The sequence below is a fragment of the Robertmurraya mesotrionivorans genome, assembly GCF_050971805.1.
GTDB lineage: Bacteria > Bacillota > Bacilli > Bacillales > Cytobacillaceae > Robertmurraya_A.
Map to the genome: position 1 here is coordinate 1 of NZ_JBPCCH010000026.1, position 23,490 is coordinate 23,490.

28 protein-coding genes and 1 rRNA gene are annotated in these 23,490 nt (G+C 37.5%); 27 read left to right on the plus strand and 2 right to left on the minus strand.

The window, feature by feature from the left end; all coding sequences use genetic code 11:
* Positions 1-77: ribosomal RNA gene (rrf, locus tag ACRX5O_RS22460) — 5S ribosomal RNA — on the plus strand; the annotation flags it as partial.
* A 99-nt stretch (positions 78-176) separates the two neighbouring features.
* Here rrf and ACRX5O_RS22465 read toward each other — a convergent pair.
* Complete coding sequence (locus ACRX5O_RS22465; RefSeq protein ID WP_433907995.1) at positions 177-401, minus strand: sigma factor G inhibitor Gin; 225 nt, start codon at positions 399-401, stop codon at positions 177-179.
* Positions 402-599: 198 nt separating this feature from the next.
* On the opposite strand from ACRX5O_RS22465, the gene ACRX5O_RS22470 reads away from it, so the two are divergent.
* From ACRX5O_RS22470 to rsmI, 9 genes are all read left to right on the plus strand, one after another.
* Positions 600-2,030, plus strand: a complete 1,431-nt coding sequence (locus tag ACRX5O_RS22470; protein ID WP_433907996.1) for an aminotransferase class I/II-fold pyridoxal phosphate-dependent enzyme — start codon at positions 600-602, stop codon at positions 2,028-2,030.
* 27 nt (positions 2,031-2,057) lie between these two features.
* Positions 2,058-2,693, plus strand: a complete 636-nt coding sequence (tmk, locus tag ACRX5O_RS22475; protein WP_433907997.1) for a dTMP kinase — start codon at positions 2,058-2,060, stop codon at positions 2,691-2,693.
* A gap of 231 nt (positions 2,694-2,924) precedes the next feature.
* Positions 2,925-3,254 (plus strand): cyclic di-AMP receptor DarA, encoded by a 330-nt coding sequence (gene darA / locus ACRX5O_RS22480; protein ID WP_119706193.1) that lies wholly within the window; start codon positions 2,925-2,927, stop codon positions 3,252-3,254.
* A 14-nt stretch (positions 3,255-3,268) separates the two neighbouring features.
* Positions 3,269-3,709, plus strand: a complete 441-nt coding sequence (locus ACRX5O_RS22485; RefSeq protein ID WP_433907998.1) for a YaaR family protein — start codon at positions 3,269-3,271, stop codon at positions 3,707-3,709.
* Positions 3,710-3,721: 12 nt separating this feature from the next.
* Positions 3,722-4,729, plus strand: coding sequence for a DNA polymerase III subunit delta' (gene holB, locus ACRX5O_RS22490; protein ID WP_433907999.1), 1,008 nt, complete (start codon positions 3,722-3,724; stop codon positions 4,727-4,729).
* Positions 4,722-5,531 (plus strand): PSP1 domain-containing protein, encoded by an 810-nt coding sequence (locus ACRX5O_RS22495; protein WP_119706196.1) that lies wholly within the window; start codon positions 4,722-4,724, stop codon positions 5,529-5,531. The genes holB and ACRX5O_RS22495 overlap by 8 nt, the downstream gene beginning before the upstream one ends.
* A 31-nt stretch (positions 5,532-5,562) precedes the next feature.
* A complete protein-coding gene (yabA, locus tag ACRX5O_RS22500) occupies positions 5,563-5,940 on the plus strand; it encodes a DNA replication initiation control protein YabA (protein ID WP_433908000.1) in 378 nt (125 codons plus the stop codon).
* Between the two features lie 70 nt (positions 5,941-6,010).
* Entirely contained in the window at positions 6,011-6,796 is a 786-nt protein-coding gene (locus ACRX5O_RS22505) for a tRNA1(Val) (adenine(37)-N6)-methyltransferase (protein WP_433908001.1), read from the plus strand.
* Positions 6,774-7,649 (plus strand): 16S rRNA (cytidine(1402)-2'-O)-methyltransferase, encoded by an 876-nt coding sequence (rsmI, locus tag ACRX5O_RS22510; protein WP_433908002.1) that lies wholly within the window; start codon positions 6,774-6,776, stop codon positions 7,647-7,649. Before ACRX5O_RS22505 ends, rsmI begins: the two co-directional genes overlap by 23 nt.
* A gap of 38 nt (positions 7,650-7,687) precedes the next feature.
* Here rsmI and abrB read toward each other — a convergent pair whose 3' ends face one another.
* Complete coding sequence (gene abrB / locus ACRX5O_RS22515) at positions 7,688-7,972, minus strand: transition state genes transcriptional regulator AbrB (protein ID WP_066059282.1); 285 nt, start codon at positions 7,970-7,972, stop codon at positions 7,688-7,690.
* Positions 7,973-8,433: 461 nt separating this feature from the next.
* On the opposite strand from abrB, the gene metG reads away from it, so the two are divergent.
* From metG to fin, 17 genes are all read left to right on the plus strand, one after another.
* Entirely contained in the window at positions 8,434-10,392 is a 1,959-nt protein-coding gene (gene metG / locus ACRX5O_RS22520) for a methionine--tRNA ligase (RefSeq protein WP_433908003.1), read from the plus strand.
* Between the two features lie 183 nt (positions 10,393-10,575).
* Positions 10,576-11,343: a TatD family hydrolase gene (locus ACRX5O_RS22525; protein WP_433908004.1), complete on the plus strand. Its 768-nt coding sequence runs from the start codon at positions 10,576-10,578 to the stop codon at positions 11,341-11,343.
* A gap of 240 nt (positions 11,344-11,583) precedes the next feature.
* Positions 11,584-12,768 (plus strand): resuscitation-promoting factor, encoded by a 1,185-nt coding sequence (locus tag ACRX5O_RS22530; RefSeq protein ID WP_433908036.1) that lies wholly within the window; start codon positions 11,584-11,586, stop codon positions 12,766-12,768.
* 178 nt (positions 12,769-12,946) lie between these two features.
* A complete protein-coding gene (gene rnmV / locus ACRX5O_RS22535) occupies positions 12,947-13,507 on the plus strand; it encodes a ribonuclease M5 (protein ID WP_119706202.1) in 561 nt (186 codons plus the stop codon).
* Entirely contained in the window at positions 13,500-14,378 is an 879-nt protein-coding gene (gene rsmA / locus ACRX5O_RS22540) for a 16S rRNA (adenine(1518)-N(6)/adenine(1519)-N(6))-dimethyltransferase RsmA (protein WP_433908005.1), read from the plus strand. The genes rnmV and rsmA overlap by 8 nt, the downstream gene beginning before the upstream one ends.
* A 265-nt stretch (positions 14,379-14,643) precedes the next feature.
* Positions 14,644-15,522, plus strand: coding sequence for a sporulation peptidase YabG (gene yabG, locus ACRX5O_RS22545; RefSeq protein WP_433908006.1), 879 nt, complete (start codon positions 14,644-14,646; stop codon positions 15,520-15,522).
* Positions 15,523-15,732: 210 nt separating this feature from the next.
* Positions 15,733-15,996, plus strand: coding sequence for a biofilm formation stimulator Veg (gene veg / locus ACRX5O_RS22550; RefSeq protein ID WP_433908007.1), 264 nt, complete (start codon positions 15,733-15,735; stop codon positions 15,994-15,996).
* 179 nt (positions 15,997-16,175) lie between these two features.
* Positions 16,176-16,352 (plus strand): small, acid-soluble spore protein, alpha/beta type, encoded by a 177-nt coding sequence (locus ACRX5O_RS22555; RefSeq protein ID WP_119706206.1) that lies wholly within the window; start codon positions 16,176-16,178, stop codon positions 16,350-16,352.
* A 176-nt stretch (positions 16,353-16,528) separates the two neighbouring features.
* Positions 16,529-17,398 (plus strand): 4-(cytidine 5'-diphospho)-2-C-methyl-D-erythritol kinase, encoded by an 870-nt coding sequence (gene ispE / locus ACRX5O_RS22560; RefSeq protein WP_433908008.1) that lies wholly within the window; start codon positions 16,529-16,531, stop codon positions 17,396-17,398.
* 55 nt (positions 17,399-17,453) lie between these two features.
* On the plus strand, positions 17,454-18,290 hold the full coding sequence (gene purR / locus ACRX5O_RS22565; RefSeq protein ID WP_433908009.1) for a pur operon repressor: 837 nt from the start codon (positions 17,454-17,456) through the stop codon (positions 18,288-18,290).
* A complete protein-coding gene (gene ridA / locus ACRX5O_RS22570; RefSeq protein ID WP_433908010.1) occupies positions 18,287-18,661 on the plus strand; it encodes a 2-iminobutanoate/2-iminopropanoate deaminase in 375 nt (124 codons plus the stop codon). Before purR ends, ridA begins: the two co-directional genes overlap by 4 nt.
* A gap of 149 nt (positions 18,662-18,810) precedes the next feature.
* The gene (spoVG, locus tag ACRX5O_RS22575; RefSeq protein WP_003347151.1) at positions 18,811-19,101 is read left to right on the plus strand and encodes a septation regulator SpoVG; all 291 of its coding nucleotides are present in this window, start codon (positions 18,811-18,813) and stop codon (positions 19,099-19,101) included.
* A gap of 213 nt (positions 19,102-19,314) precedes the next feature.
* Positions 19,315-20,691, plus strand: coding sequence for a bifunctional UDP-N-acetylglucosamine diphosphorylase/glucosamine-1-phosphate N-acetyltransferase GlmU (gene glmU / locus ACRX5O_RS22580; RefSeq protein ID WP_433908011.1), 1,377 nt, complete (start codon positions 19,315-19,317; stop codon positions 20,689-20,691).
* Positions 20,692-20,708: 17 nt separating this feature from the next.
* Positions 20,709-21,668 carry a ribose-phosphate diphosphokinase gene (locus ACRX5O_RS22585; protein WP_433908012.1) on the plus strand — a complete coding sequence of 320 codons (960 nt, stop codon included), beginning with the start codon at positions 20,709-20,711 and terminating at the stop codon, positions 21,666-21,668.
* A gap of 131 nt (positions 21,669-21,799) precedes the next feature.
* Entirely contained in the window at positions 21,800-22,432 is a 633-nt protein-coding gene (locus tag ACRX5O_RS22590) for a 50S ribosomal protein L25/general stress protein Ctc (RefSeq protein WP_433908013.1), read from the plus strand.
* Positions 22,433-22,513: 81 nt separating this feature from the next.
* On the plus strand, positions 22,514-23,074 hold the full coding sequence (gene pth / locus ACRX5O_RS22595) for an aminoacyl-tRNA hydrolase (RefSeq protein ID WP_433908014.1): 561 nt from the start codon (positions 22,514-22,516) through the stop codon (positions 23,072-23,074).
* 132 nt (positions 23,075-23,206) lie between these two features.
* Positions 23,207-23,437 carry an anti-sigma-F factor Fin gene (fin, locus tag ACRX5O_RS22600; protein ID WP_433908015.1) on the plus strand — a complete coding sequence of 77 codons (231 nt, stop codon included), beginning with the start codon at positions 23,207-23,209 and terminating at the stop codon, positions 23,435-23,437.
* Positions 23,438-23,490: the final 53 nt, after the last annotated feature.

The window sequence follows — 23,490 nt, forward strand, 5'->3', positions numbered from 1 at the left end:
CCGAACACGGAAGTTAAGCTTTTCAGCGCCGATGGTAGTTGAGGGTTTCCCTCTGTGAGAGTAGGACGTCGCTAGGCAAAGGAAAAAAAGCACCTGAGTGGGTGCTTTTTTTGTTGTGTTTATGAATACTTAGATAAAAAATGCACCTATCAAGGTACTTTCCACTTGTTCATATATTAGGAGTAAATTTCAGGCTTATTAATTTTTCTAAGTTTTGATATATAATATTTATATTTTGGGTCTGTTGTTGGTGTAGCCACTAAACTTCGTTCACATTCGACGCAAATAAATGAAGTGTATAGATGTATTCCTTTCGGTTTGGATTGCTCACAAACAACACAAATTTCCCCCAGCTGTTTTATAGCTATAATCGGTTCCAAAATAACTCCACCTCCATACACCTATTGTTACCAAGATACTCCATTTGTATACAATTTTTCGAATAATCTTTTCAATAGATTACTTGAATACTATTTTATGTATGATAAGTAAATCGTTGTATGTCTACATGGGTACTTTTAAAAAATAATTAAGAATTAAAAGGACTAGTTTGTTAAAATAACAAGTATGATACTCGAAAAAGATTAGAGGGATGTCATGTGAATCAAAAACACACCCCATTATATGATGCATTAATCAAACATAAAAATAAAAAAGCGATTTCCTTTCATGTTCCAGGGCATAAAAATGGAGAAGTATTTTTAAAAGAAGCTCATCCGCTATTCCAAAACATTTTGAATGTGGATGTAACCGAACTATCAGGTTTGGACGATTTGCATTCTCCTAGTGAGGCAATTCTTGAAGCCGAAACTTTGTTAGCTGATTATTATGAGGTGAAAAAAAGCTTCTTTCTTATAAACGGTTCAACTGTTGGAAATTTGGCTATGATCCTTTCAGCTGTAAGTGAAGGGGATGAAGTTCTTGTTCAAAGGAATTGTCATAAATCAATCATGAACGGACTGAGCTTGGCTAAGGTGAAACCAATATTTATAGCACCGGAGTTTGACAAAGAATGGAAAGTAGCCGGAGGAATAACATTAAATAGTATTAAAGAAGCAGTAAAGGACTATCCTCAGGTTAAAGCACTAATTGTTACATATCCAAACTATTATGGAATGGTAACGAACTTAAAGGAGATTATTACTTTTTGCCATGAACGTAACATTATTGTTTTAGTGGATGAAGCACATGGGGCACATTTTAAAAGAAGCAAGGGGCTTCCAACGAGTGCTACAGAACTAGGTGCTGATGTGGTCGTACAATCTGCACACAAGACATTGCCAGCGATGACCATGGGATCCTACTTGCATTACAATAGTGAAAGGGTTGATCTGGAAAGGGTAAAGATGTTTCTCCGTATGTTACAATCTAGTAGTCCATCTTATCCAATTATGGCTTCTCTTGACCTTGCTAGAAAGTATATTGCAACATATGAGGAAGAAGACTTACAATATACTCTTCAAATGATTTCTGAGCTTAGAGATAAATTGAATCGGATTCCATCCATTAAGCTACTCTCGTATAAAGGTGAAGGAGATCCTTTAAAAATAACGATACAATCAAGAACGGCATTAACTGGTTTTGACCTGCAGTCAAAATTAGAGGAGTATGGAATCTTTACAGAGCTAGCAGATGAGCATAATGTACTTTTTATTTTCCCACTCTTAAAAAGAGGACATCTCTTTCCTATAGAGGAAGTATGGTATGCGATAAAAAAAGGAATTGGGGAAGAAGAAACCTCTGAAAGAAACTTCAGGGAGTTAATTAAAGGAACTTCTATTTCAACTTTACAAATGACCTATAAGGAACAGCAAAAAAAGAAAGTAGAAATTATTCCTTTGTCAGAGGCAAGTGGACGAGTATGTGCAGAGAGTATTATTCCTTATCCCCCTGGCATTCCGTTATTATTACCGGGGGAATTAATAAAAAGTGAAGATATTAAGCAGATTCACAACTTATTAGAGGCTGGATCGAGATTTCAAGGCGGAGAAAATATAAAGCAGCACAACTTAAAAGTATTTCATCATTAGAAACAAGTGAATTAGTTGGAGGGTATTATGAGTAAGGGTTTATTTATTACAATAGAGGGTCCAGAAGGTGCTGGGAAAACAACCATTATTGGAATGCTAGCAACAGCACTAATGGAACGAGGGATGAAGGTTATAGTAACAAGGGAACCAGGTGGCATTCCGATTGCTGAACAAATACGGGAAGTAATTTTGAATAAAGAAAATACAGCCATGGATGCTAGAACAGAAGCATTACTATATGCAGCAGCAAGACGTCAGCATTTAGTTGAAAAGGTATTGCCGCATCTACAAGAAGGTTCTATTGTTTTATGTGATCGATTTATTGACAGTTCATTAGCATATCAAGGGTATGCAAGAGGACTGGGGATTGATGAAGTGTATAGCATTAATCACTTTGCCATTGAAGGCAAGATGCCAGATACTACTTTTTATTTTGATATTGATCCTGAAATTGGTTTGGACCGAATCGGTCAGCATAAAGGAAGAGAAGTAAACAGACTTGATTTGGAAGAACTTCATTTTCACGAAAAGGTGAGAGAAGGATATCATCTACTCCTAGAGCGGTTTAAGGATAGAATCATAATGATTGATGCATCACAGTCTGTAGAACATGTTTTTCAGCAGGCTTTAAATAACTTATTAAAAGTGTTAAATAAACAATAAGAGGGAAAGTGTCTTACAAGTTAAGGCACTTTATTTTTTTAAAAGATAAGAAAGTATAAGATTTTCGACTTTGAGAATTGTCTAGCTCCAGCGCCCTAGCGCTTTTCTTAGTAAAAACAATCCTTGAATTTCCTATTTTAGTTTATAGGTTAGAGCATGGTACAACGCTAATTACCTGTTATAATAAAGGTAATAATTCAGAATATATTATACCGCTAAGGGGTGGATGATATGAAATTAATTTTAGCAGTCGTTCAGGACCAAGATAGTAATCGGTTATCCAATGCTTTAGTTGATAATAATTTTCGTGCAACAAAACTTGCTACTACAGGAGGATTCTTGAAATCGGGGAATACTACCTTTATGATTGGAACGGAAGATATACGTGTAGAGAAAGCCTTGCAGATTATAAAGGATAATTGTAAATCAAGAGACCAGATGGTGGCTCCTGTTTCTCCAATGGGAGGGAATGCAGATTCCTATGTTCCATTTCCGGTGGAGGTAGAAGTAGGAGGAGCTACAGTTTTTGTTTTACCTGTTGAGCAGTTCCATCACTTTTAATAGCGAGGTCACCTATGAAGATAAATCAGGATATTCGTTTAAATACAGATAAGATTCGATCCGAACAAAAGGCAGCAACGAACAGTAGTTTAAAATTTAATGAACTCGTTCAAAAACAGGATCAAAAAATGCAAATTGGCCAACTTCAAAATCTCCTAAAGGATATTGAAAGTGCGGGTGAAAGGTTATCGAGGTCAAGAACATTCAAAGACCTTTCAAAGTATAAGACATTAGTCAAAAGGTTTGTGAAGGAAGCAGTTGATTTTGGCATGGATTTAAAGCAGTCACATAGCTGGAATCAGTACGGACAAGGAAGATCGTTGAAAATTGTTGAGACGATTGATGAAAAGTTAGTGGAATTAACCGAGGGAGTACTTGAAAAGGAAGGAAACTCTATTGATTTGCTCGGTAAAATTGGTGAAATAAAAGGTCTTTTAATTAATTTATATACGTAAGTGAGTGAGACGATGCTTAAAACTTGGGATGAGATGGATCAAGTGCAGCCGATGGTTGGGAAGCTATTAAAAAACAGTATACAAAAGGATAGGTTAGCTCATGCCTACCTGTTCGAAGGTATGAGAGGAATCGGAAAAAAAGAAGCTAGTTATTTATTAGCTAAAAGCCTTTTCTGCTCTAGTCCTACCGACAACTATATCCCATGTGACTCATGTAGCAATTGTAAAAGGATTACAAGTGGGAATCACCCTGATCTCCATTTGTTAGAGCCAGATGGCCTTTCGATAAAGAAAAAGCAAATTCAAGATTTACAAGAGGAATTCTCCAAAACCGGTGTGGAATCAAAGAAAAAAATGTACATTATTGTGCATGCTGACAGAATGACAGGGAATGCAGCCAATAGTTTACTAAAGTTTTTAGAAGAGCCGCATTCAGAGACAACGGCTATTTTATTAACGGAGGGAGCTCAGCAAATTCTCCCTACTATTTTGTCTCGCTGTCAGATCATTAAATTCCAGCCTTTCTCTCCTGCTATATTAATAAAAAAATTGGATGAACATGGGGTAGAAAGGACAAAAGCTCCTATAATTGCCCAACTTACCAATAATTTAGATGAGGCTTTGGAGCTAAGTCATAACGATTGGTTTGCACAAGCTCAAAAAATAGTGTTAAAATTATATGAAGTGCTAAAAAAGAACCCTCTCGAAGCTTTAGTGATGCTTCAAGAGGAATGGTTTTTACACTTTAAAGAAAAAGAACAGTTTGATCAAGGTTTAGACTTACTTCTTCTATTATATAAAGATTTACTATATTTACAGCTTGAGAAATCAAGCCAAGTCGTTTATGTTAGTGAAATGACTCGTCTGCAGCAATATGCTCTTCATGCATCGGGAAGGCAAGTTGCAGATGGATTGTCTTATATATTGGAGGCAAAAAGAAAGCTGCAAGCCAATATGAATCCCCAGCTCCTAATGGAAGAGCTGGTGTTACGATTGCAGGAGGGATCTTCATTTGTATAATGTAGTTGGAGTACGCTTTAAAAAAGCGGGTAAAATATATTATTTTGATCCCGGAGATCTCTCAATTCAAAAGGATGAATTTGTTATTGTTGAAACAGTAAGAGGAGTCGAGTATGGCAAGGTGGTTATTGCTCCGAAACAGGTTGATGAGCATGATGTTGTGCTTCCTCTTAAGAAAGTCCTTAGAATTGCGGATCAAAAGGATCGTTTAATTGTTGAAGAAAATCGTTTTGCGGCAAAGGAAGCATACGATGTTTGCTGTGAAAAAGTATCTACACATCAACTGGATATGAAACTAGTGGATGTTGAATATACATTTGACCGAAATAAAGTGATTTTTTATTTTACAGCTGATGGCCGGGTTGACTTCCGTGAGCTTGTAAAAGATTTAGCGGCTATATTCCGTACAAGAATTGAACTTCGCCAAATTGGTGTTAGAGATGAAGCGAAAATGCTTGGTGGTATTGGCCCATGTGGTAGAATGCTATGCTGTTCGAGCTTTCTAGGTGATTTTGATCCTGTATCTATAAAAATGGCAAAAGATCAAAATCTCTCATTAAACCCTACAAAAATTTCAGGGTTATGCGGGCGTCTTATGTGCTGTTTAAAATACGAAAATGATGAATATGAGTCAGCAAAAGAGCTACTACCTGATCTAGGCCAAGTCATCTCCACACCACAAGGTCCTGGTCGAGTAGTGGGATTAAATATACTGGAAAGAGTACTCCAGGTTGAACTGGCTGATCATGAGCGTGTCCTCGAATATACTCTCGATGAAATATTAAAGGAAGGCGCTGTATAGATTCAATCCACAGATTAATGAGGTGGAAGGCGTGAATAAAAAAGAAATTTTTGATTCAGTAAGCAATATGGAAGCACAAATTGGGCATCTATATAAGCAATTAGGTGAGTTAAAGCAACATTTAGCCGAAACGCTTGAAGAAAATAACTCCTTAAAGCTAGAGAATGAGCACTTAAGGAAACACCTTGATCGAACATCCATCGAGAGGCAACAGCAACCAAAAGTGAGTAAAAGCAAAAAAGGTAAAAAAGCAGAGGAGACTCAGAACGAAAAAATTGTTGATATAGGTGAAGGGTATGACAACCTTGCTCGCCTTTATCAAGAAGGATTTCATATCTGTAATCTTCACTTTGGAAGTCCTAGAAAGGATGACTGTTTGTTCTGCTTATCCTTTTTAAATAAAAAATAAGAGGGTCTCCTTTGACAAGGGGGCCTTTTTTTCGGAGAATAAAGGAATTGAGGTAGGAGGACAACACTATATGTTAAAAGGCGACGAACGTTTGGATTATTTATTAGCTGAGGACCTTCGAATTATCCAGAGTCCAACGGTTTTTTCTTTCTCTCTAGATGCTGTATTATTAGCCCGTTTCGCTTATATGCCCATTCAAAAAGGAAATGTCATTGATTTGTGTAGTGGAAATGGAGTGATTCCCCTTTTTTTAAGCACAAGAACAAAGGGGAAAATAACGGGAGTAGAAATACAGGAACGTCTGTACGATATGGCGGTAAGAAGTGTTCAATACAATCATCTTGATCAGCAAATTGAAATGATCCATGGAGATATTAAGGAAATGCCAAAACGTCTTGGTTATGGGAAGTTTGATGCGGTTACATGCAATCCTCCTTACTTTTTAACTGATGGGAAAGAAGAGAGAAATGAGAATGAGCATTTAGCGATTGCCAGACACGAAATTCTATGTACTTTAGAAGATGCCATTTCCGTATCTAGTCAGCTTGTTCGACAAGGTGGAAAGGTCGCATTTGTACATCGCCCAGGACGGCTGTTAGATATCGTGACTTTAATGAGACAATATCGTTTGGAACCCAAGCGAATACAATTTGTTTATCCAAAGGTTGGAAAAGAAGCCAATATATTATTAGTAGAGGCAATCAAGGATGGCAGCCCAGATTTAAAAGTACTTCCGCCCATGTTTGTCTATAATGATAACAACGAATATACCGAGGAAATTAAAGCAATATTGTATGGAGAAAATGAAGGAAAAGCGGAAGTGGGTGGTCTACATGTGGGAACAAAAAAGCTTTGAAAATGAGGAGAATAAAGGGATTCTATATTTAGTTCCTACTCCAATTGGAAATTTAGAGGATATGAGTTTTAGGGCCGTTCGGATTATGAAAGAAGCAGATTTCATAGCCGCTGAAGACACTCGAAATACAAAGAAGCTATGTAATCACTTTGAAATTGATACACCGATTGTTAGTTACCATGAACATAATCGGCTCGTAAGTGGAGCAAAATTAATCGAAAAGCTAAAGGGAGGAGCAAAGATTGCTCTTGTCAGTGATGCAGGAATGCCAACGATTTCTGACCCTGGTTATGAACTGGTAGTGGAAGCAACACAAGAAAAGATTGCAGTTGTCCCTTTACCAGGAGCTAATGCGGCACTAACTTCACTTATAGCATCAGGCATACAAACACAGCCCTTTTATTTTTATGGATTTTTATCACGACAGAAAAAGGATAGAAAAAAAGAGCTGGAATTACTAAAAAATCAAAAAGCAACAATGATCTTTTACGAGTCACCACATCGATTGAGAGAAACACTTCAGCAAATCGAGGAGATTTTAGGAAACCGACAGATGACCTTATGCAGAGAATTAACAAAAAAATTCGAGGAGTTCATTAGAGGGACTGCCTCTGAATTGGTGGAATGGTCCATTCAAGGAGAAGTTCGAGGAGAATTTTGTATAATAATAGAAGGAAACAAGGAAGAAGCAGTAGAAGAAGAAAGCTGGTGGGAGAGTTTATCTATTCCTCAGCATGTTGAGCATTATATTACTGTTAAAGGACAGTCATCTAAGGAAGCCATAAAGGAAGTTGCAAAGGATCGAAATTTACAAAAGCGTGAAGTGTATCAGGCTTATCATATTCAAGAATAAAAAAAGCTTCTCTTTATCTGAGAAGCTTTTTTGTTGAATTATTTAGATACTTGAAAGTTGTTTTGGATTTCTTGAAGTAGTTGTTCTGCACCTTCACGGCTAAGAATTAACTTTCCGCCTGCTAGCGTGATATTATCATCAGAAACTTCACCAGTTACTTGGCAAGTCATGTTTGGCTTGTACTTTTTAAGGATGATACGCTCATCGTCAACGTAAATTTCTAAGGCATCCTTTTCTGCAATTCCAAGTGTACGTCTTAGTTCAATAGGAATAACTACACGACCAAGCTCATCAACTTTACGAACAATACCAGTAGATTTCATAATTTTTTAGCTCCTCTCAAATCTCCATTTTATTTATTTTTTTCTATCTCTTATTCGTCATTATTCGACAAATTTCTTTTATGTTTTTATAATACCAGCCATTCCCAAAAACGTCAATAACTTTATATCTGATTAAATTAGAAAATATTAGCAGTTAGGAAACGTTGGTATATCAACGTTTTTGAAGAGTGTTAGGATCTGTTTTATGTTTTTTATATAAAAAAATGAAAAAACGTATGTCGACAAATTGTCATAATCTAATACATTATTCGACATGAACCAACAGAGGGTTGTTACTTGAAGATATGTATAAATGATAGGGGAAAGTGGAAAAGGCTATATAGTTGATTATATTGCACATTTCTTCATAATTAGGTATATTTTGATGAGATAAGAGGTTATGCTGACGAGTATAAGAAGTGACTCGATTCAGAATGATAATCGGATGAGGAGTGAGTGATTTGGGTGAGAAAAGAAAGACATTTTATTTAACAACACCAATTTATTATCCTAGTGGAAACTTACATATTGGACATGCATATACAACGGTAGCTGGAGATGCGATGGCTCGTTATAAGAGGTTACGTGGGTTTGATGTAATGTATTTAACGGGTACGGATGAACATGGTCAGAAAATTCAACGCAAGGCAGAGGAAACAGGAATTACTCCTCAAGAATATGTGGACGATATTGTAGCTGGAATTCAGGAACTCTGGAAGAAGCTTGACATTTCGTATGATGATTTTATTCGGACGACACAAGACAGACATAAAACAGTGGTTGAGAAAATATTTTCTCAGCTTCTTGAGCAAGGTGATATTTATCTTGATCAATACGAAGGAATGTACTGTACTCCATGTGAATCTTTCTTTACTGAAAGACAATTAAATGAAGGAAATTGCCCTGACTGTGGTAGACCTGTAGAAAAGGTGAAAGAAGAATCCTACTTCTTTAAAGTAAGTAAGTATGCTGATCGTTTATTGCAATACTATGAAGAAAACCCTGGATTTATCCAACCTGAGTCTCGGAAAAATGAGATGATTAATAACTTTATTAAGCCAGGATTAGAGGATCTTGCTGTATCGAGAACAACGTTTGATTGGGGTGTTAAGGTACCAGGTAATCCAAAACATGTTATTTATGTATGGATTGACGCTTTGTCAAATTATATTACTGCTTTAGGCTACGGCACCGAGGATGCTTCTAAATATGAAACATATTGGCCAGCGGACGTACATTTAGTTGGGAAGGAGATCGTTCGTTTCCATACCATCTATTGGCCAATTATGCTCATGGCACTAGACCTTCCACTCCCTAAAAAAGTATTTGCTCACGGTTGGCTCCTCATGAAAGATGGAAAAATGTCTAAGTCTAAAGGGAATGTGGTAGATCCAGTAACATTAATTGATCGTTATGGACTTGATTCCCTTCGTTACTACTTATTAAGAGAAGTTCCATTTGGAGCAGATGGAGTCTTTACACCTGAAGGGTTTGTTGAAAGAATTAACTTTGATTTAGCGAATGATTTAGGGAACCTATTGAATCGTACAGTTGCTATGATTAATAAGTATTTTGATGGAACGATTCCGATGTATCAAGGTTCAACGGGAGAATTCGAGGGACAGCTTCTCCAAGTAAATGAGGAAACTGTGAAAAAGTATGAAGAAGCAATGGAGAAGATGGAGTTTTCAGTTGCTCTTACAGCACTTTGGCAGTTAGTTAGCCGAACAAATAAATTTATTGATGAAACATCACCTTGGGCTTTAGCAAAAGACGAGGAGAAAAAAGTTGAGTTAGCAAGTGTTATGGTTCATTTAGCTGAAACACTTCGACGAGTGGCTATTTTGCTTCAGCCATTCCTAACAAAGACACCAAAAGAAATATTTAAACAGCTTGCTATTGTAGATAGTAGTCTTCAGTCCTGGGAAAGTCTCGAAAAATTTGGGATGATTCCAGAAGGTATAAAGGTGGAGAAAGGTGAACCTATTTTCCCACGACTCGATATCCAAGAAGAGGTGTCTTTTATTAAAGAAAAAATGCAATCGACTGTGAAGCCTGCTGTAGAAGAACCCAAAACAGAAGAAATTCCAGAGGTTGAGGAAATCACGATTGATGACTTTATGAAGGTTGACTTACGAGTAGCACAAGTAGTAGAAGCAGAGCCAATTAAAAAGGCAGATAAGCTGTTAAAGCTACAATTAGATCTCGGGTTTGAGCGTAGACAGGTGGTTTCGGGAATTGCTCAATTTTATAAACCAGAAGAGTTAGTTGGACAAAGAGTCATTTGTGTGACGAATTTAAAGCCGGTAAAATTACGTGGTGAATTATCTCAAGGAATGATTCTTGCAGGTCAAAAGGATGGAATCATGTCGTTAGCCACAGTAAGTGACTCTCTTCCGCTAGGAGCGAAAGTAAAATAAGGAATAAAGTCTTACTAAGATAAAACATAGAAATGTTTCACGTGTAACATTACACATGGCTCATTCCTATGTTTTTCTTATCTTTCTGTTAAAATAAGCGAATCGGTGAATGAAATTAAGAGATTTAATAGTTGAGAAACAAATAATATGTATGTAACAGAAAAATAATATTGGAGGAAATAAATGTTATTTGATACACATGTACATTTAAACGCAGAACAATTTTCAGAGGATTTAAATGAAGTGATTGACCGAGCTAGGATGGAAGGTGTCCAATACATGGTGGTTGTAGGATTCGATCGACCAACCATTTTAAAAGCAATGGAATTAATTGAAGAATATGATTTTATCTATGCAAGTATTGGATGGCATCCAGTTGATGCGATTGATATGCGTGATGAAGACTTGGTGTGGATTGAAGAGCTTGCGAAACATCCTAAAGTTGTAGCTATCGGAGAAATGGGACTTGATTATTATTGGGATAAGTCACCAAAAGACGTACAACAAGAAGTATTTAGAAAACAAATACAGTTAGCTAAAAAGCTGAGACTGCCGATTGTCATTCACAACCGAGAGGCAACTGCGGATATTGTTACAATATTAAAAGAAGAAAACGCTGCTGAGGTAGGGGGCATTATGCATTGTTTTAGTGGAAGTGTGGAGGTCGCGAAGGAATGTGTGGAAATGAACTTCTATATATCCCTTGGTGGACCGGTTACATTTAAAAATGCAAAAAAGCCGAAAGAAGTGGCACAGGAGATTCCGTTAAATAAGCTATTAATTGAAACAGATTGCCCGTATCTTGCTCCACATCCATATAGAGGAAAAAGAAATGAACCGAGCTATGTGAAGCTAGTGGCAGAACAAATTGCTGAATTAAAGGGACTAAGTTACGAAGAAGTTTCACAGGTAACAACAGAAAACGCAAAAATATTATTCGGCATAAACTGATAACGAAACCTGTCGAATAAAATAAAAGCTTGTCCAAATCTTTTCTTTTTCTAAAAAGTTCTACAAGTCTCCTTTCTCTCATAGGATAACCGTGTCGACAACTCTCTCTTTCTTTTTTGAACTCTATTAGTCATAATAGTGAGTACGTTCAGAGGAAAATCCTGAGGGTTGACAGGCAACAAGATACTTTATATAATCACTCCATGAGAAAAGGAGGCGTTTTTCATCGTGATTCAAAGCATGAAAAACCTGTTTTCCAGGTCTTTGAGGACAAAGAAGTGGGCCGTTATCTCTGCTAGTTTCATAGTTTTTACAACAGCAACTGGGTTTACAGTTTATGAAACAACAAAAGAAACTGTTACCATGACACTAGACGGCCAAGAACGTATCATCAAGACACATGCAGCCACAATTGAAGGTATTTTCGATGAACTTGACATTGCTCTTCGTTCAGAAGACTATGTGTTTCCCTCGGCAAACACAAAGGTCAAAGACAACTTAGAAGTTGTTTATAAACCTGCGAAACAGGTCCAAATGGTAAAAGACACCGAGGAAAAAGCAGTTTGGTCTACAGCGGATACTGTAGAAGAGTTTTTAAAGGAACAAGAAATTATACTTACTGAGCACGATAAGGTTACACCTGATTTAGACACTGCAATTAAGAAGGATATGAACATTGAAGTAAACATTGCGTTTCCATTCAAGTTAAATAACGGTGGTACAGAAGAAGAAGCATGGACTACTACTTCGACTACGGTCGCTGACTTTTTACTACAACAAGAAATCACTCTAGGAGAACTAGACCGTGTAGAGCCTGAAAAAGACTCAGTTATTCAGAAAGATGCTGTTATTAGCATCATTAGGGTTGAAAAAGTCACCGATGTAGTGGAAGAACCGATTCATTTTGCAGTTGTTACAAAGAATGATAGTAATCTATCAAAAGGCACAGAAAAGGTAGTAACTCCGGGTCAAGAAGGATTGAAGACAAAGGAGTATGAGGTTGTTTTAGAGAATGGCAAAGAAGTCTCTAGAACGCTTCTAAAAGAAACACAGGTTAAAGAGAAGCAAGATAAGGTTGTAGCGGTAGGAACAAAGGTTAGTACCCAAACCGTATCACGTGGTAGTGACAGTGTTAGCAAGGAGTTTTTTGTTACATCCACTGCTTATACCGCAAGTTGCAATGGCTGCTCTGGCATTACGGCAACGGGATTGAACCTTCATGCTAATCCAGGTGCGAAAGTTATTGCTGTCGACCCAAGTGTTATTCCACTAGGAACAAAGGTGTATGTAGAAGGCTACGGCTATGCAGTTGCTTCCGATAAAGGAACAGCAATTAAAGGAAATAAAATCGATGTGTTTTTTGCGTCGAAAGAAGATGCATATCGTTGGGGTCGTAAAACCGTTAAAATCAAAATTCTTAACTAATTCGTTTATGCAGGGGGGCTGCCCTCTGCTTTTTTGTGTTTTTGTCCGTTTTTCATTACAATTGGTTTATACTATATAGACGAATTAAGCTTCTAGAATGTTTCATTTTTATTTCAATTATTTAAATTTTTTTTCAGAAAGACTGTTTATTTAATGGTATGTGTAATGGGAGGAGTTTATGAAGATACAGGAAATTATCGTTGTGGAGGGTAAAGATGATACTACAGCCATTCGAAGGGCTGTAGATGCTGATACAATTGAAACAAATGGTTCTGCGTTAAATGAGGATACAATCAACAGGATAAGAAGGGCCCAACAGACGAGGGGAGTAATTGTTTTTACTGATCCAGACTATCCTGGTCAAAAAATAAGGCAAACGATTGCTGAGCATGTACCAAATTGTAAGCATGCCTTTATTCCAAAGGAGAATGCACTACATAAAAGAGGGAAGGGTGTTGGTGTCGAACATGCTTCAGTGGAAGAGATTCAGAAGGCTCTTCGACATGCTCACCTTATGAAGGAAGAAGTAGAAGTACAGATTACTCAAGAGGATTTGCTAACAGCAGGTTTAATCGGTGGCCCAAAGGCAAAGGAAAGACGAGAGAAGCTCGGTAAACTCCTTTCGATTGGCTATACAAATGGAAAGCAGCTTTATAAGCGTTTACTGATGTTTCAAATAAGTAAAACAGAGTTCTCAAGAGCACTAGCCGTTATTTTTCAGGAGGAAACAGATGAATAAAGATATAGCTACCCCTGTAAGGACACAGGAAATACTAAAGAAGTTTGGGTTTTCTTTCAAAAAAAGCTTAGGTCAAAACTTCTTGATTGATACCAATATTTTAAAAAGAATTGTTGATCATGCTAATTTAACTGAAAAGTCCGGAGCCATTGAAATTGGGCCAGGAATTGGGGCATTAACAGAGCAATTGGCAAGAAATAGTGAAAAGGTGGTTGCGTTTGAGATTGACCAGCGATTGCTACCGATTCTAAAAGAGACGCTAGCTCCCTATTCAAACACAACCATAATTCATGAAGATGTATTAAAAGCAAATGTAAAAGAAGTCATCGGGGAACAGTTCACAGGCATAGAAGACATCATGGTTGTAGCCAATCTACCATACTATGTAACCACTCCGATTATTATGAAGTTATTAGAGGAGAAACTCCCAATTAGAGGAATTGTTTGTATGCTTCAGAAAGAAGTAGCCGACCGTATCGCTGCGAAACCTGGCGGAAAGGAATATGGATCCCTTTCGATTGCTGTCCAATATTATACGGAAGCGGAGACGGTGATGGTTGTTCCGAAAACTGTCTTCATGCCTCAACCAAATGTGGATTCGGCAGTTATTCGATTAACCGTTAGGGAAGAGCCTATAGTAAAAGTTCGAAATGAAGACTTTTTCTTTAAAGTAACAAGAGCAAGCTTCGCTCAGCGTCGGAAAACGATTTTAAACAACTTAACAAGCCAACTACCCGACGGAAAGATAAAAAAGGACAAGATATTGCAGGCGCTTGAAAAAGCTGAAATTGAGCCCTCTAGAAGAGGGGAGACATTGTCGATTGCTGAGTTTGCTCAACTTAGCGATGCATTGCTCGACCATTTTGCTTAAAAGACCCCACCTGAGGGTCTTTTTTTATGGAAATTACGTTATTTATTTTGAACTCTGTCTAGCTCCAGCGCCTAGCCCCTCGAGGTCATAAGCCAAATCACTCCAGAAGGCAGGCCTTCCTGCGCGATTCGTCTTATGCTTGTCGGGGCTAAACAAGGCGCTTACGCTTTTCTATATATCACGAGTTATTAGCTCCGTGCATAGGATAATTAAGAATTATTCTATTTGAATGCTCTAGTTTTTTGGGCTAATTGGAGTGACTACATTGACGATCAACCTTTTGGATGTCGTTGGGAGAGTTTCGTATAATTGTGATATTATCTTTCGGGTTATAGATATACGAGAAGAAAAAGGAAAGAAGCTAGCTGTATTATATGGGGAGGATATTCGAATAATTGCAGATGCACCCTATGAAGATTTGGTCGTGATTGATCAAAATACCCGATCTAAAGTAGCGTCGGAGTATCAATCACTCGAGGAACAATCTTACCAGCTTTTTCGGCAGGATGTGGACCTTTTGCAGTTTAAACAGGAGTTTGAAGTAACTGAAGGTTACAGTAAGCCGTTTAATTATTTCCAAGTGCCAGGAAAAGTGTTACATCTTGATGGTGATCCTTCCTATTTGCAAAAGTGCTTAACTTTGTATGAAAAAATAGGAGTACCTGTAACAGGTATACATGTAAATGAAAAAGAAATGCCTAATAAAATAGGGTCATTGATTGATTATTATCGTCCAGATATCCTTGTTATAACAGGGCATGATGCGTATTCAAAGTCCAAGGGGAAACCTACGGATATCAATGCATATCGGCATTCAAAGCACTTTGTTCAAACGGTAAGAGAGGCTAGAAAGAAGTTCCCTCATCTCGACCAGTTGGTCATATTTGCAGGAGCCTGTCAGTCCCATTTTGAATCGTTGATTCAAGCAGGTGCTAACTTTGCAAGTTCCCCTTCAAGAGTTAATATACACGCCCTTGATCCTGTCTATATTGTAGCTAAAATTTCCTTTACTCCGTTTATGGAGAGAATTAACGTATGGGATGTATTGAGAAATACATTAACGGGAGAAAAAGGACTCGGAGGAATCGAAACAAAGGGCGTACTACGAACTGGTATGCCTTATAACAAAGGTAATCACGAATGAGAAAATGCCGTTCAAAATTGAACGGTTTTTTTTTGTTTAAAAATTCGGTACATATTTCAAAACAAATAGGTAATCCTAAAAATGTTGAAAATTAGAAGAAAATGCTGAATAAAAAATATTGACTTTTATTTTTAAACACTGTTATAATTTATTATTTTGTTTGACTATACAGTGTAAATGTGTTATACTTTACATAGTGAGGTGGACCGAATGGCAAAAACTTTGATTGATATTAAAAAAGCTCTTGATTCAAATTTAGGAAAAAGACTTTTACTCAAGGCCAATGGTGGTCGAAGAAAGACTATTGAAAGATACGGAATTCTTGCAGAAACGTATCCATCTGTGTTTGTAATTGAGTTAGATCAAGAAGAAAATGCTTTCGAACGTGTATCATACAGCTATGCAGACGTTTTAACAGAGACGGTTCAAATTACATTCTATGAAGATACAACAGGACAAATGGCACTAAGTTAAGGTTGTCCTTATCGTGTAAGCAGTGAACTATGGTTTGCTGCTTTTTAATTTGTTTTTTATTTTATATTTTCTTTTAAAAACTATACGTAAATTTAATCAATTTTTTCCCTAAAAGCTAATGAATTTCTAACCACTTCAACATAATAAGAGTGTCGTGATGAAGAAAGGGGATGTTAATCGTGAGCAGAAGAAGAGGGATGATGTCAGAAGGGTTTAAAGAGGAACTAGCGAAGGAGCTAGGGTTCTATGATGTCGTTCAAAAAGAAGGTTGGGGCGGCATTAAAGCAAAAGACGCTGGCAACATGGTCAAGCGTGCGATTGAAATAGCGCAACAGCAGTTAACGGAAAAGCGCTAAAAGCAGCAACCTTTTTACTTCATGCGAGAGTTAACTAACAATTTGAATTCATTGCGACAGAAGCCGGAGAAAATTGATTCTCCGGCTTTTTTGTGTGGAGAGGTCTTACTTTTATCGTTTTGTGGTAAAATAGGACAAAAATGGACTAGAGAGAATGTTTAAAGTAGGTGGAGATGTTGAAGCTTTTAATAAAAGCTCCTGCAAAAATCAATTTATCGTTAGATGTATTACATAAACGATCGGATGGGTTTCATGAAGTAGAAATGATCATGACAACGATAGACCTTGCTGATCGAGTCGAATTAACCTTTTTAGAAGAGGATACCATTCGCATCAATTCTCAAAATCGCTTTGTTCCAGACGATCAAAGAAATCTAGCCTTTCAAGCAGCAAAGCTGTTGAAAGAAAGATTTCAAGTGAAATCTGGAGTTCATATTTCTATTGAGAAAAATATACCTGTTGCGGCAGGATTAGCTGGTGGAAGCAGTGATGCAGCGGCAACCTTAAGAGGATTAAACAAGCTTTGGAAACTGAACTTAACGTTGGACGAGCTTGCAGAGTTAGGTTCTGAGATTGGGTCGGATGTGTCCTTTTGTGTTTATGGTGGAACAGCGTTAGCAAAAGGACGTGGAGAAAAGATTACACAACTTCCTCCACCTCCTACTTGTTGGGTAGTTCTAGCAAAGCCCTTTATCGGCGTTTCAACAGCAGATGTGTATAGAAGGCTTGAATTAAGTGGAATAAGTCATCCAAACCTTCCTGCAATGGTCGAGGCGATTAAGGAAGGAAGCTTTGAAGGTGTTTGTGACAATGTTGGAAATGTGTTAGAGGAAGTCACTTTGAAGCTCTATCCAGAGGTTGCTCAAATCAAGGATCAAATGCAACGATTTGGTGCAGATGCGGTGTTGATGAGTGGAAGTGGTCCAACTGTTTTTGCCCTTGTTCACCATGATTCAAGAATGCACCGATTGTATAATGGGCTGAGAGGATTTTGTGACCAGGTTTTTGCTGTACGCATGCTAGGAGAACGCCATACCCTTGATTAAATCCGTACATTAATGGTATATTATCGTTAAAACATTCGGATATGGGAGGTCTATTATGAAGTTTCGTCGAAGCGAAAGGTTAGTAGATATGACGAATTATTTGCTTGAGCACCCCCAGCAATTAGTTTCACTTTCTTTCTTTTCAGAAAGGTATGGTTCCGCTAAATCATCCATAAGTGAAGATTTAGCAATCATAAAAGAGACTTTTGAGAAAAGAGGAATCGGAACGCTGAAAACGGTTCCTGGAGCATCTGGTGGTGTGAAGTTTACCGTAAAAGTATCAAATGAGGAAGCAAGGCCAATTATTAACGAATTATGCGGCCTAATAGCCGATCCTGATCGGCTGTTACCAGGTGGATATCTTTATATGACAGATATATTAGGAGATCCAGCGATTGTTCAAAAGGCTGGTCGCTTGCTTGCTTCTGCTTTTACAGAAGAGAAAATTGATCTTGTTATGACAGTTGCAACGAAGGGCATTCCTTTGGCTTATGCAGTAGCAAGTCATTTAAATGTGCCGGTTGTTATCGTGCGCAGAGATAATAAAGTAACGGAAGGGTCAACCGTAAGTATTAACTACGTGTCTGGATCAACAGGGAGAATTCAAACGATGGTTCTGTCAAAACGCAGCATGGAGCAAGGAGCTAACGTTTTAATTGTTGATGATTTTATGAAAGCAGGCGGAACGGTTAACGGAATGATTAGTATGTTGAATGAGTTTAATGCTAATTTAGCTGGAATTGCCGTACTGGTGGAAGCGGAAAAAATTGAAGAGAGACTAGTGGATGATTATTTATCCTTAGTAAAGCTTTCGGATGTAGATGTAAAAGAAAAGCAAATTCAAGTGAATGAAGGAAATTATTTTTTACATAAACAGGAGGAATTAGTATGAAAGTAGTTCAAACAAATGAAGCACCTGCAGCTATCGGGCCATATTCTCAAGGTATCGTTGTAAACAATATGTTTTATAGCTCTGGTCAGATTCCTTTAACTGCTGAGGGTGATTTACTTCAAGGAGACGTAAAAGAACAAACGCATCAAGTATTTAAAAACTTAAAGGCCGTCCTAAAAGAAGCAGGAGCTTCGTTAGAAACAGTAGTAAAGGCAACTGTATTTATTAAAAACATGGATGAATTTGCTGCGGTAAATGAAGTGTATGGTGAATATTTTTCTGTACATAAACCAGCTCGTTCTTGTGTGGAAGTAGCAAGATTACCGAAGGATGTATTAGTAGAAATCGAAGTAATTGCACTCGTCAAATAAGACGAGTGTTTTTTTTCTTTATAAATTACAAAAAGTTCACGATTTTGACTAATTTTTCAAAAAAAATTGAATTAGAGGAAGGAGATATGAAAAATTTGTTGAATATTTAAACGTAGATTATATCTAATTGTGCAAAGGTGGTGAACAGGATGGAAGTAACAGACGTAAGATTACGCCGCGTTAATACAGACGGACGTATGAGAGCAATCGCATCCATTACGCTTGATAATGAGTTTGTTGTTCACGATATCCGCGTGATAGACGGAAATAACGGATTATTCGTTGCTATGCCTAGTAAACGCACACCAGATGGAGAGTTCCGCGATATCGCTCATCCGATCAATTCAGGTACACGTGGGAAGATTCAAGAAGCAGTTTTAGCTGAATACCACCGTTTAGGTGAATTAGAAGTTGAATTTGAAGAAGCCGGTGCTTCCTAAAAAAATAAACAACAAGGGCCTACTTCCTAAGGGTAAGGCTCTTTTTTATGGCTTCTGAACCCATTTTTTCTCTCTCACATACAATTACCCATAAAAATATATGGTTAAACCTTTCTTAATGTTAAAATCATGCAGTTTTTTATCTGTTCTTGAAATATACGTGTATTTAAGATATATTCTTAATGGATAAAAAGGTATATTGGAGGCCTGTAAATGTCGAATCGGTATGCGGTAGTATTAGCCGCAGGTCAAGGAACTAGGATGAAGTCAAAACTGTACAAAGTTCTCCATCCTGTTGGTGGTAAGCCTATGGTGCAGCATGTAATCGATCATGTGAAAAAGCTTAATATAAACAGCATTGTAACAGTTATTGGACACGGAGCGGAACTTGTGAAAGCACAGCTGGGCGAAGAAAGCAGCTACGTGCTTCAAGAGCAACAGCTTGGAACAGCACATGCTGTTATGCAAGCAACGGATATACTAAAGGATAAAGAAGGCATTACCATTGTCGTATGTGGCGACACTCCTTTAATTAAGGCAACGACGATGGAAGCATTGTTTAAGCATCATGAAGAGACTTCTGCTAAAGCAACGATTTTAACAGCATGGACAAATGATCCGACAGGCTATGGACGTATTATTAGAAATGAAGATGGATCGGTTGAAAAAATTGTTGAGCATAAAGATGCAACGAATGAAGAACGCTTAGTAAAAGAGATTAATACGGGAACGTATTGCTTTGATAATAAAGCCCTCTTTGATGCTTTATCAAAGGTTTCAAATGATAATGTCCAAGGGGAGTACTATTTACCAGATGTAATTGAAATTCTAAAAAATGCTGGCGAAATAGTAACAGCTTATCAAACAGAAGATTTTGAAGAAACATTGGGCGTTAATGACCGAGTAGCATTAGCTGAAGCGGAGCGCATCTTTAAAGAGCGTACAAATGAGTGGCATATGCGTAACGGTGTTACAATAATTGATCCTTCAAGTACATATATTGGTCCAGATGTAGAAATTGGTCAAGATACCATTCTTTACCCAGGAACGATATTAGCAGGAAGAACAGTTATTGGAGAGGATTGTATTATTGGTCCACAAACTGAAATCCACAATTGTAAAATTGGTAAAGGAACGGCTATCCGTCAGTCAGCAGCTTACGATAGTGAAATTGGTAATGAGGTTGCCATTGGTCCTTTTGCGCACATAAGACCTCAATCGAATATTCATGATGATGTGAAAATTGGTAATTTTGTTGAAATCAAGAAAGCTGTATTCGGCAAAGGAAGTAAGGCTTCCCATCTAAGCTATATTGGAGATGCTGAAGTTGGTAGCAATGTAAACATTGGTTGTGGATCGATTACGGTGAACTATGATGGGAAAAATAAATACTTAACAACAATCGAAGACAATGTATTTATAGGATGTAATTCAAACCTTGTAGCTCCAGTTAGAGTAGGAGAAGGAGCGTATGTGGCAGCTGGGTCAACCATCACAAAAGATGTCCCAGGAGAAGCACTTGCTATAGCTAGAGCAAAACAAGTAAACAAAGAAGATTATGTTTCAAAATTAAATAGCAAAAAGAAATAAGCAATCGGAGGTCCATCATGTCAAATCAGTATTTAGATCCAAATTTAAAGGTGTTTACTCTTAATTCCAATCCTGCGCTAGCAGAAGAAATTGCAAAGGTCATTGGTGTAGAGTTAGGAAAATGTTCGGTTACTCGTTTTAGCGATGGAGAAATTCAAATTAATATTGAGGAAAGTATCCGTGGCTGTGATGTGTTTATTATCCAATCCACTAGCTCACCGGTTAATGAGCATTTGATGGAGTTATTGATTATGATTGATGCACTTAAAAGAGCATCTGCCAAATCAATTGGTATCGTAATGCCTTATTACGGGTATGCACGTCAAGACCGTAAAGCTAGAGCTCGTGAGCCAATTACAGCTAAACTTGCAGCTAATTTGCTTGAAACAGCAGGAGCTACTCGCGTTATTACATTGGATCTACATGCACCACAAATCCAAGGTTTCTTTGATATTCCGATTGATCACCTTATGGGTGTACCAATTCTATCTCAGTACTTTAGCAAGAAAGATCTAAGTGGTGACATCGTTGTTGTTTCACCAGATCATGGTGGAGTAACGAGAGCTCGTAAAATGGCAGAAAGACTTAAGGCACCAATTGCAATTATTGATAAGCGTCGACCTAGACCAAATGTTGCTGAGGTAATGAATATTGTTGGTAATATCGAAGGAAAGACAGCTATTTTAATTGACGATATTATTGATACAGCTGGAACGATTACTCTTGCTGCTAATGCACTTGTTGAAAATGGTGCGGCTGAAGTGTACGCATGCTGTACACATGCAGTACTATCTGGTCCTGCTATTGAAAGAATTGAAAACTCAAAAATTAAAGAGCTTGTTGTAACAAACTCGATTGCGTTATCTGAAGAGAAAAAGGCGTCTAAGAAGATCAAGGAACTTTCCGTTGCTGAGCTTTTAGGAGAGGCTATTATCCGTGTTCACGAAGAACAATCTGTAAGTATTCTGTTTGATTAATAACATTCTGAGGCTTGCTATCTGTGCAAGCCTCATCTGTTTAGGTTAAATTAAAAATTTCTACGTTTAGACTTTCCTGTTTAAGGGCATTTTTTATAAAGAGACCTTAATATTGGAAGGAGAAAACGATTTTGACTACCCAATTACATGCACAGGAACGTGAGGATTTCCGTCAATCCACTTTGTCAATTATGCGTCACGAAGGACAAGTGCCAGCAGTTGTTTATGGCACTAATGTAGATAGCAAAGCACTATATATAAATGCTAGCGATTTCCTGAAAACGATTCGAGAAGTGGGGAGAAATGGTGTGATTTCTCTTGATCTAGATGGAGAAACATATGATGTCATTTTATCGGATTATCAAATGGATCCGATAAAGAAGGAAATACTACACGCTGATTTTCTAGCTGTGGATATGTCAAAAGAAATACAAGTAAATGTTCGTGTTACACTTGTAGGTGAGGCTGCAGGTGTGAAAGATGGTGGAGTTCTCCAACAGCCTTTGCATGAAGTAAACATTACAGCCACACCAGCGGATATTCCTCAAGTTATTGAGGTAGATGTTAGCAATCTACAAGTTGGTGAAACAATGTCTATCGCGGATATTCAAGGACGTACGTCTTACCATATTAACAATGAAGATGAAGAGACCATCGTGTCTATTCTCCCTCCTAGACAAGAAGAGGAAATTAGTACTGGTGAAGAACAAGAACCAGGAATTCCTGAAAATTTAGAAGGAAGAGAGACAGAGGCTGTCGAATAATTAAACATAACAAAGCAATCATTACAGGGACTGACCATATTTGTTTTGGCCAGCCCCTTTTGATGTTGTAAGAGGTGAAACATGAAACTATTTATCGGTTTAGGCAACCCTGGAAAACAGTATGATCAAACAAGGCATAATGTAGGGTTTGAAGTGATTGATCATTTATCCAATGAATGGAATATTAAGCTTGATCAATCGAAATTTAAAGGGAACTATGGTGTTGGTTATGTAAATGGGGAAAAAGTATTTCTATTAAAGCCATTAACTTATATGAATTTATCTGGAGAGTCTATCCGTCCATTAATGGATTACTTTAATATTTCTATTGAAGATATCGTTGTTATATATGATGATCTGGACTTGCCAGTAGGGAAGCTACGTTTAAGAGAGAAAGGCAGTGCTGGTGGCCATAATGGTATAAAGTCCTCCATCGCTCATCTAGGAACACAAGAGTTTAAACGCATACGTGTGGGAGTTGGAAGGCCAACAAATGGGATGAGTATTAGTGACTATGTCCTTAGTAGATTTACGAAGGAAGAGCAAGAAACAATTAACCTTATAGTGAAAAAATGCGGGGAAGCATGCATAGATTGGCTAAAGGACCCTTTCTTGCAGGTAATGAACCGTTATAATCAATAATCATAGGAAAAAATGAATCTTCGGTTATCATTGTTGTGTGGATTACATATCGTATATAAGTAATGAATGAATAAAGTCTGTCCTAAAAGGTCAATACTAAGCTTAATGAATTGTTTACTAGGAGGGACAGGCATGGCCATTCATTACCATTGCCGACACTGCGGACATACAATGGGCACCATTGAACAAACTACTTTAGAGTCTGAAAGATTAGGGCTTCACAAGCTGAATGGTGAAGAGCGACTTGATATGGTAAGTTATGATACAGAGGGAAATATGCATATTAAATCGATTTGTGAGGATTGTCAGGAGTTGCTAGAAAGAAATCCAGACTTTCATGGACAAGACTATCTAATTCAGTAAAAAGCTTTGGAGAAACATCCAAAGCATTTTTCTGTTTTTATATTACATACATG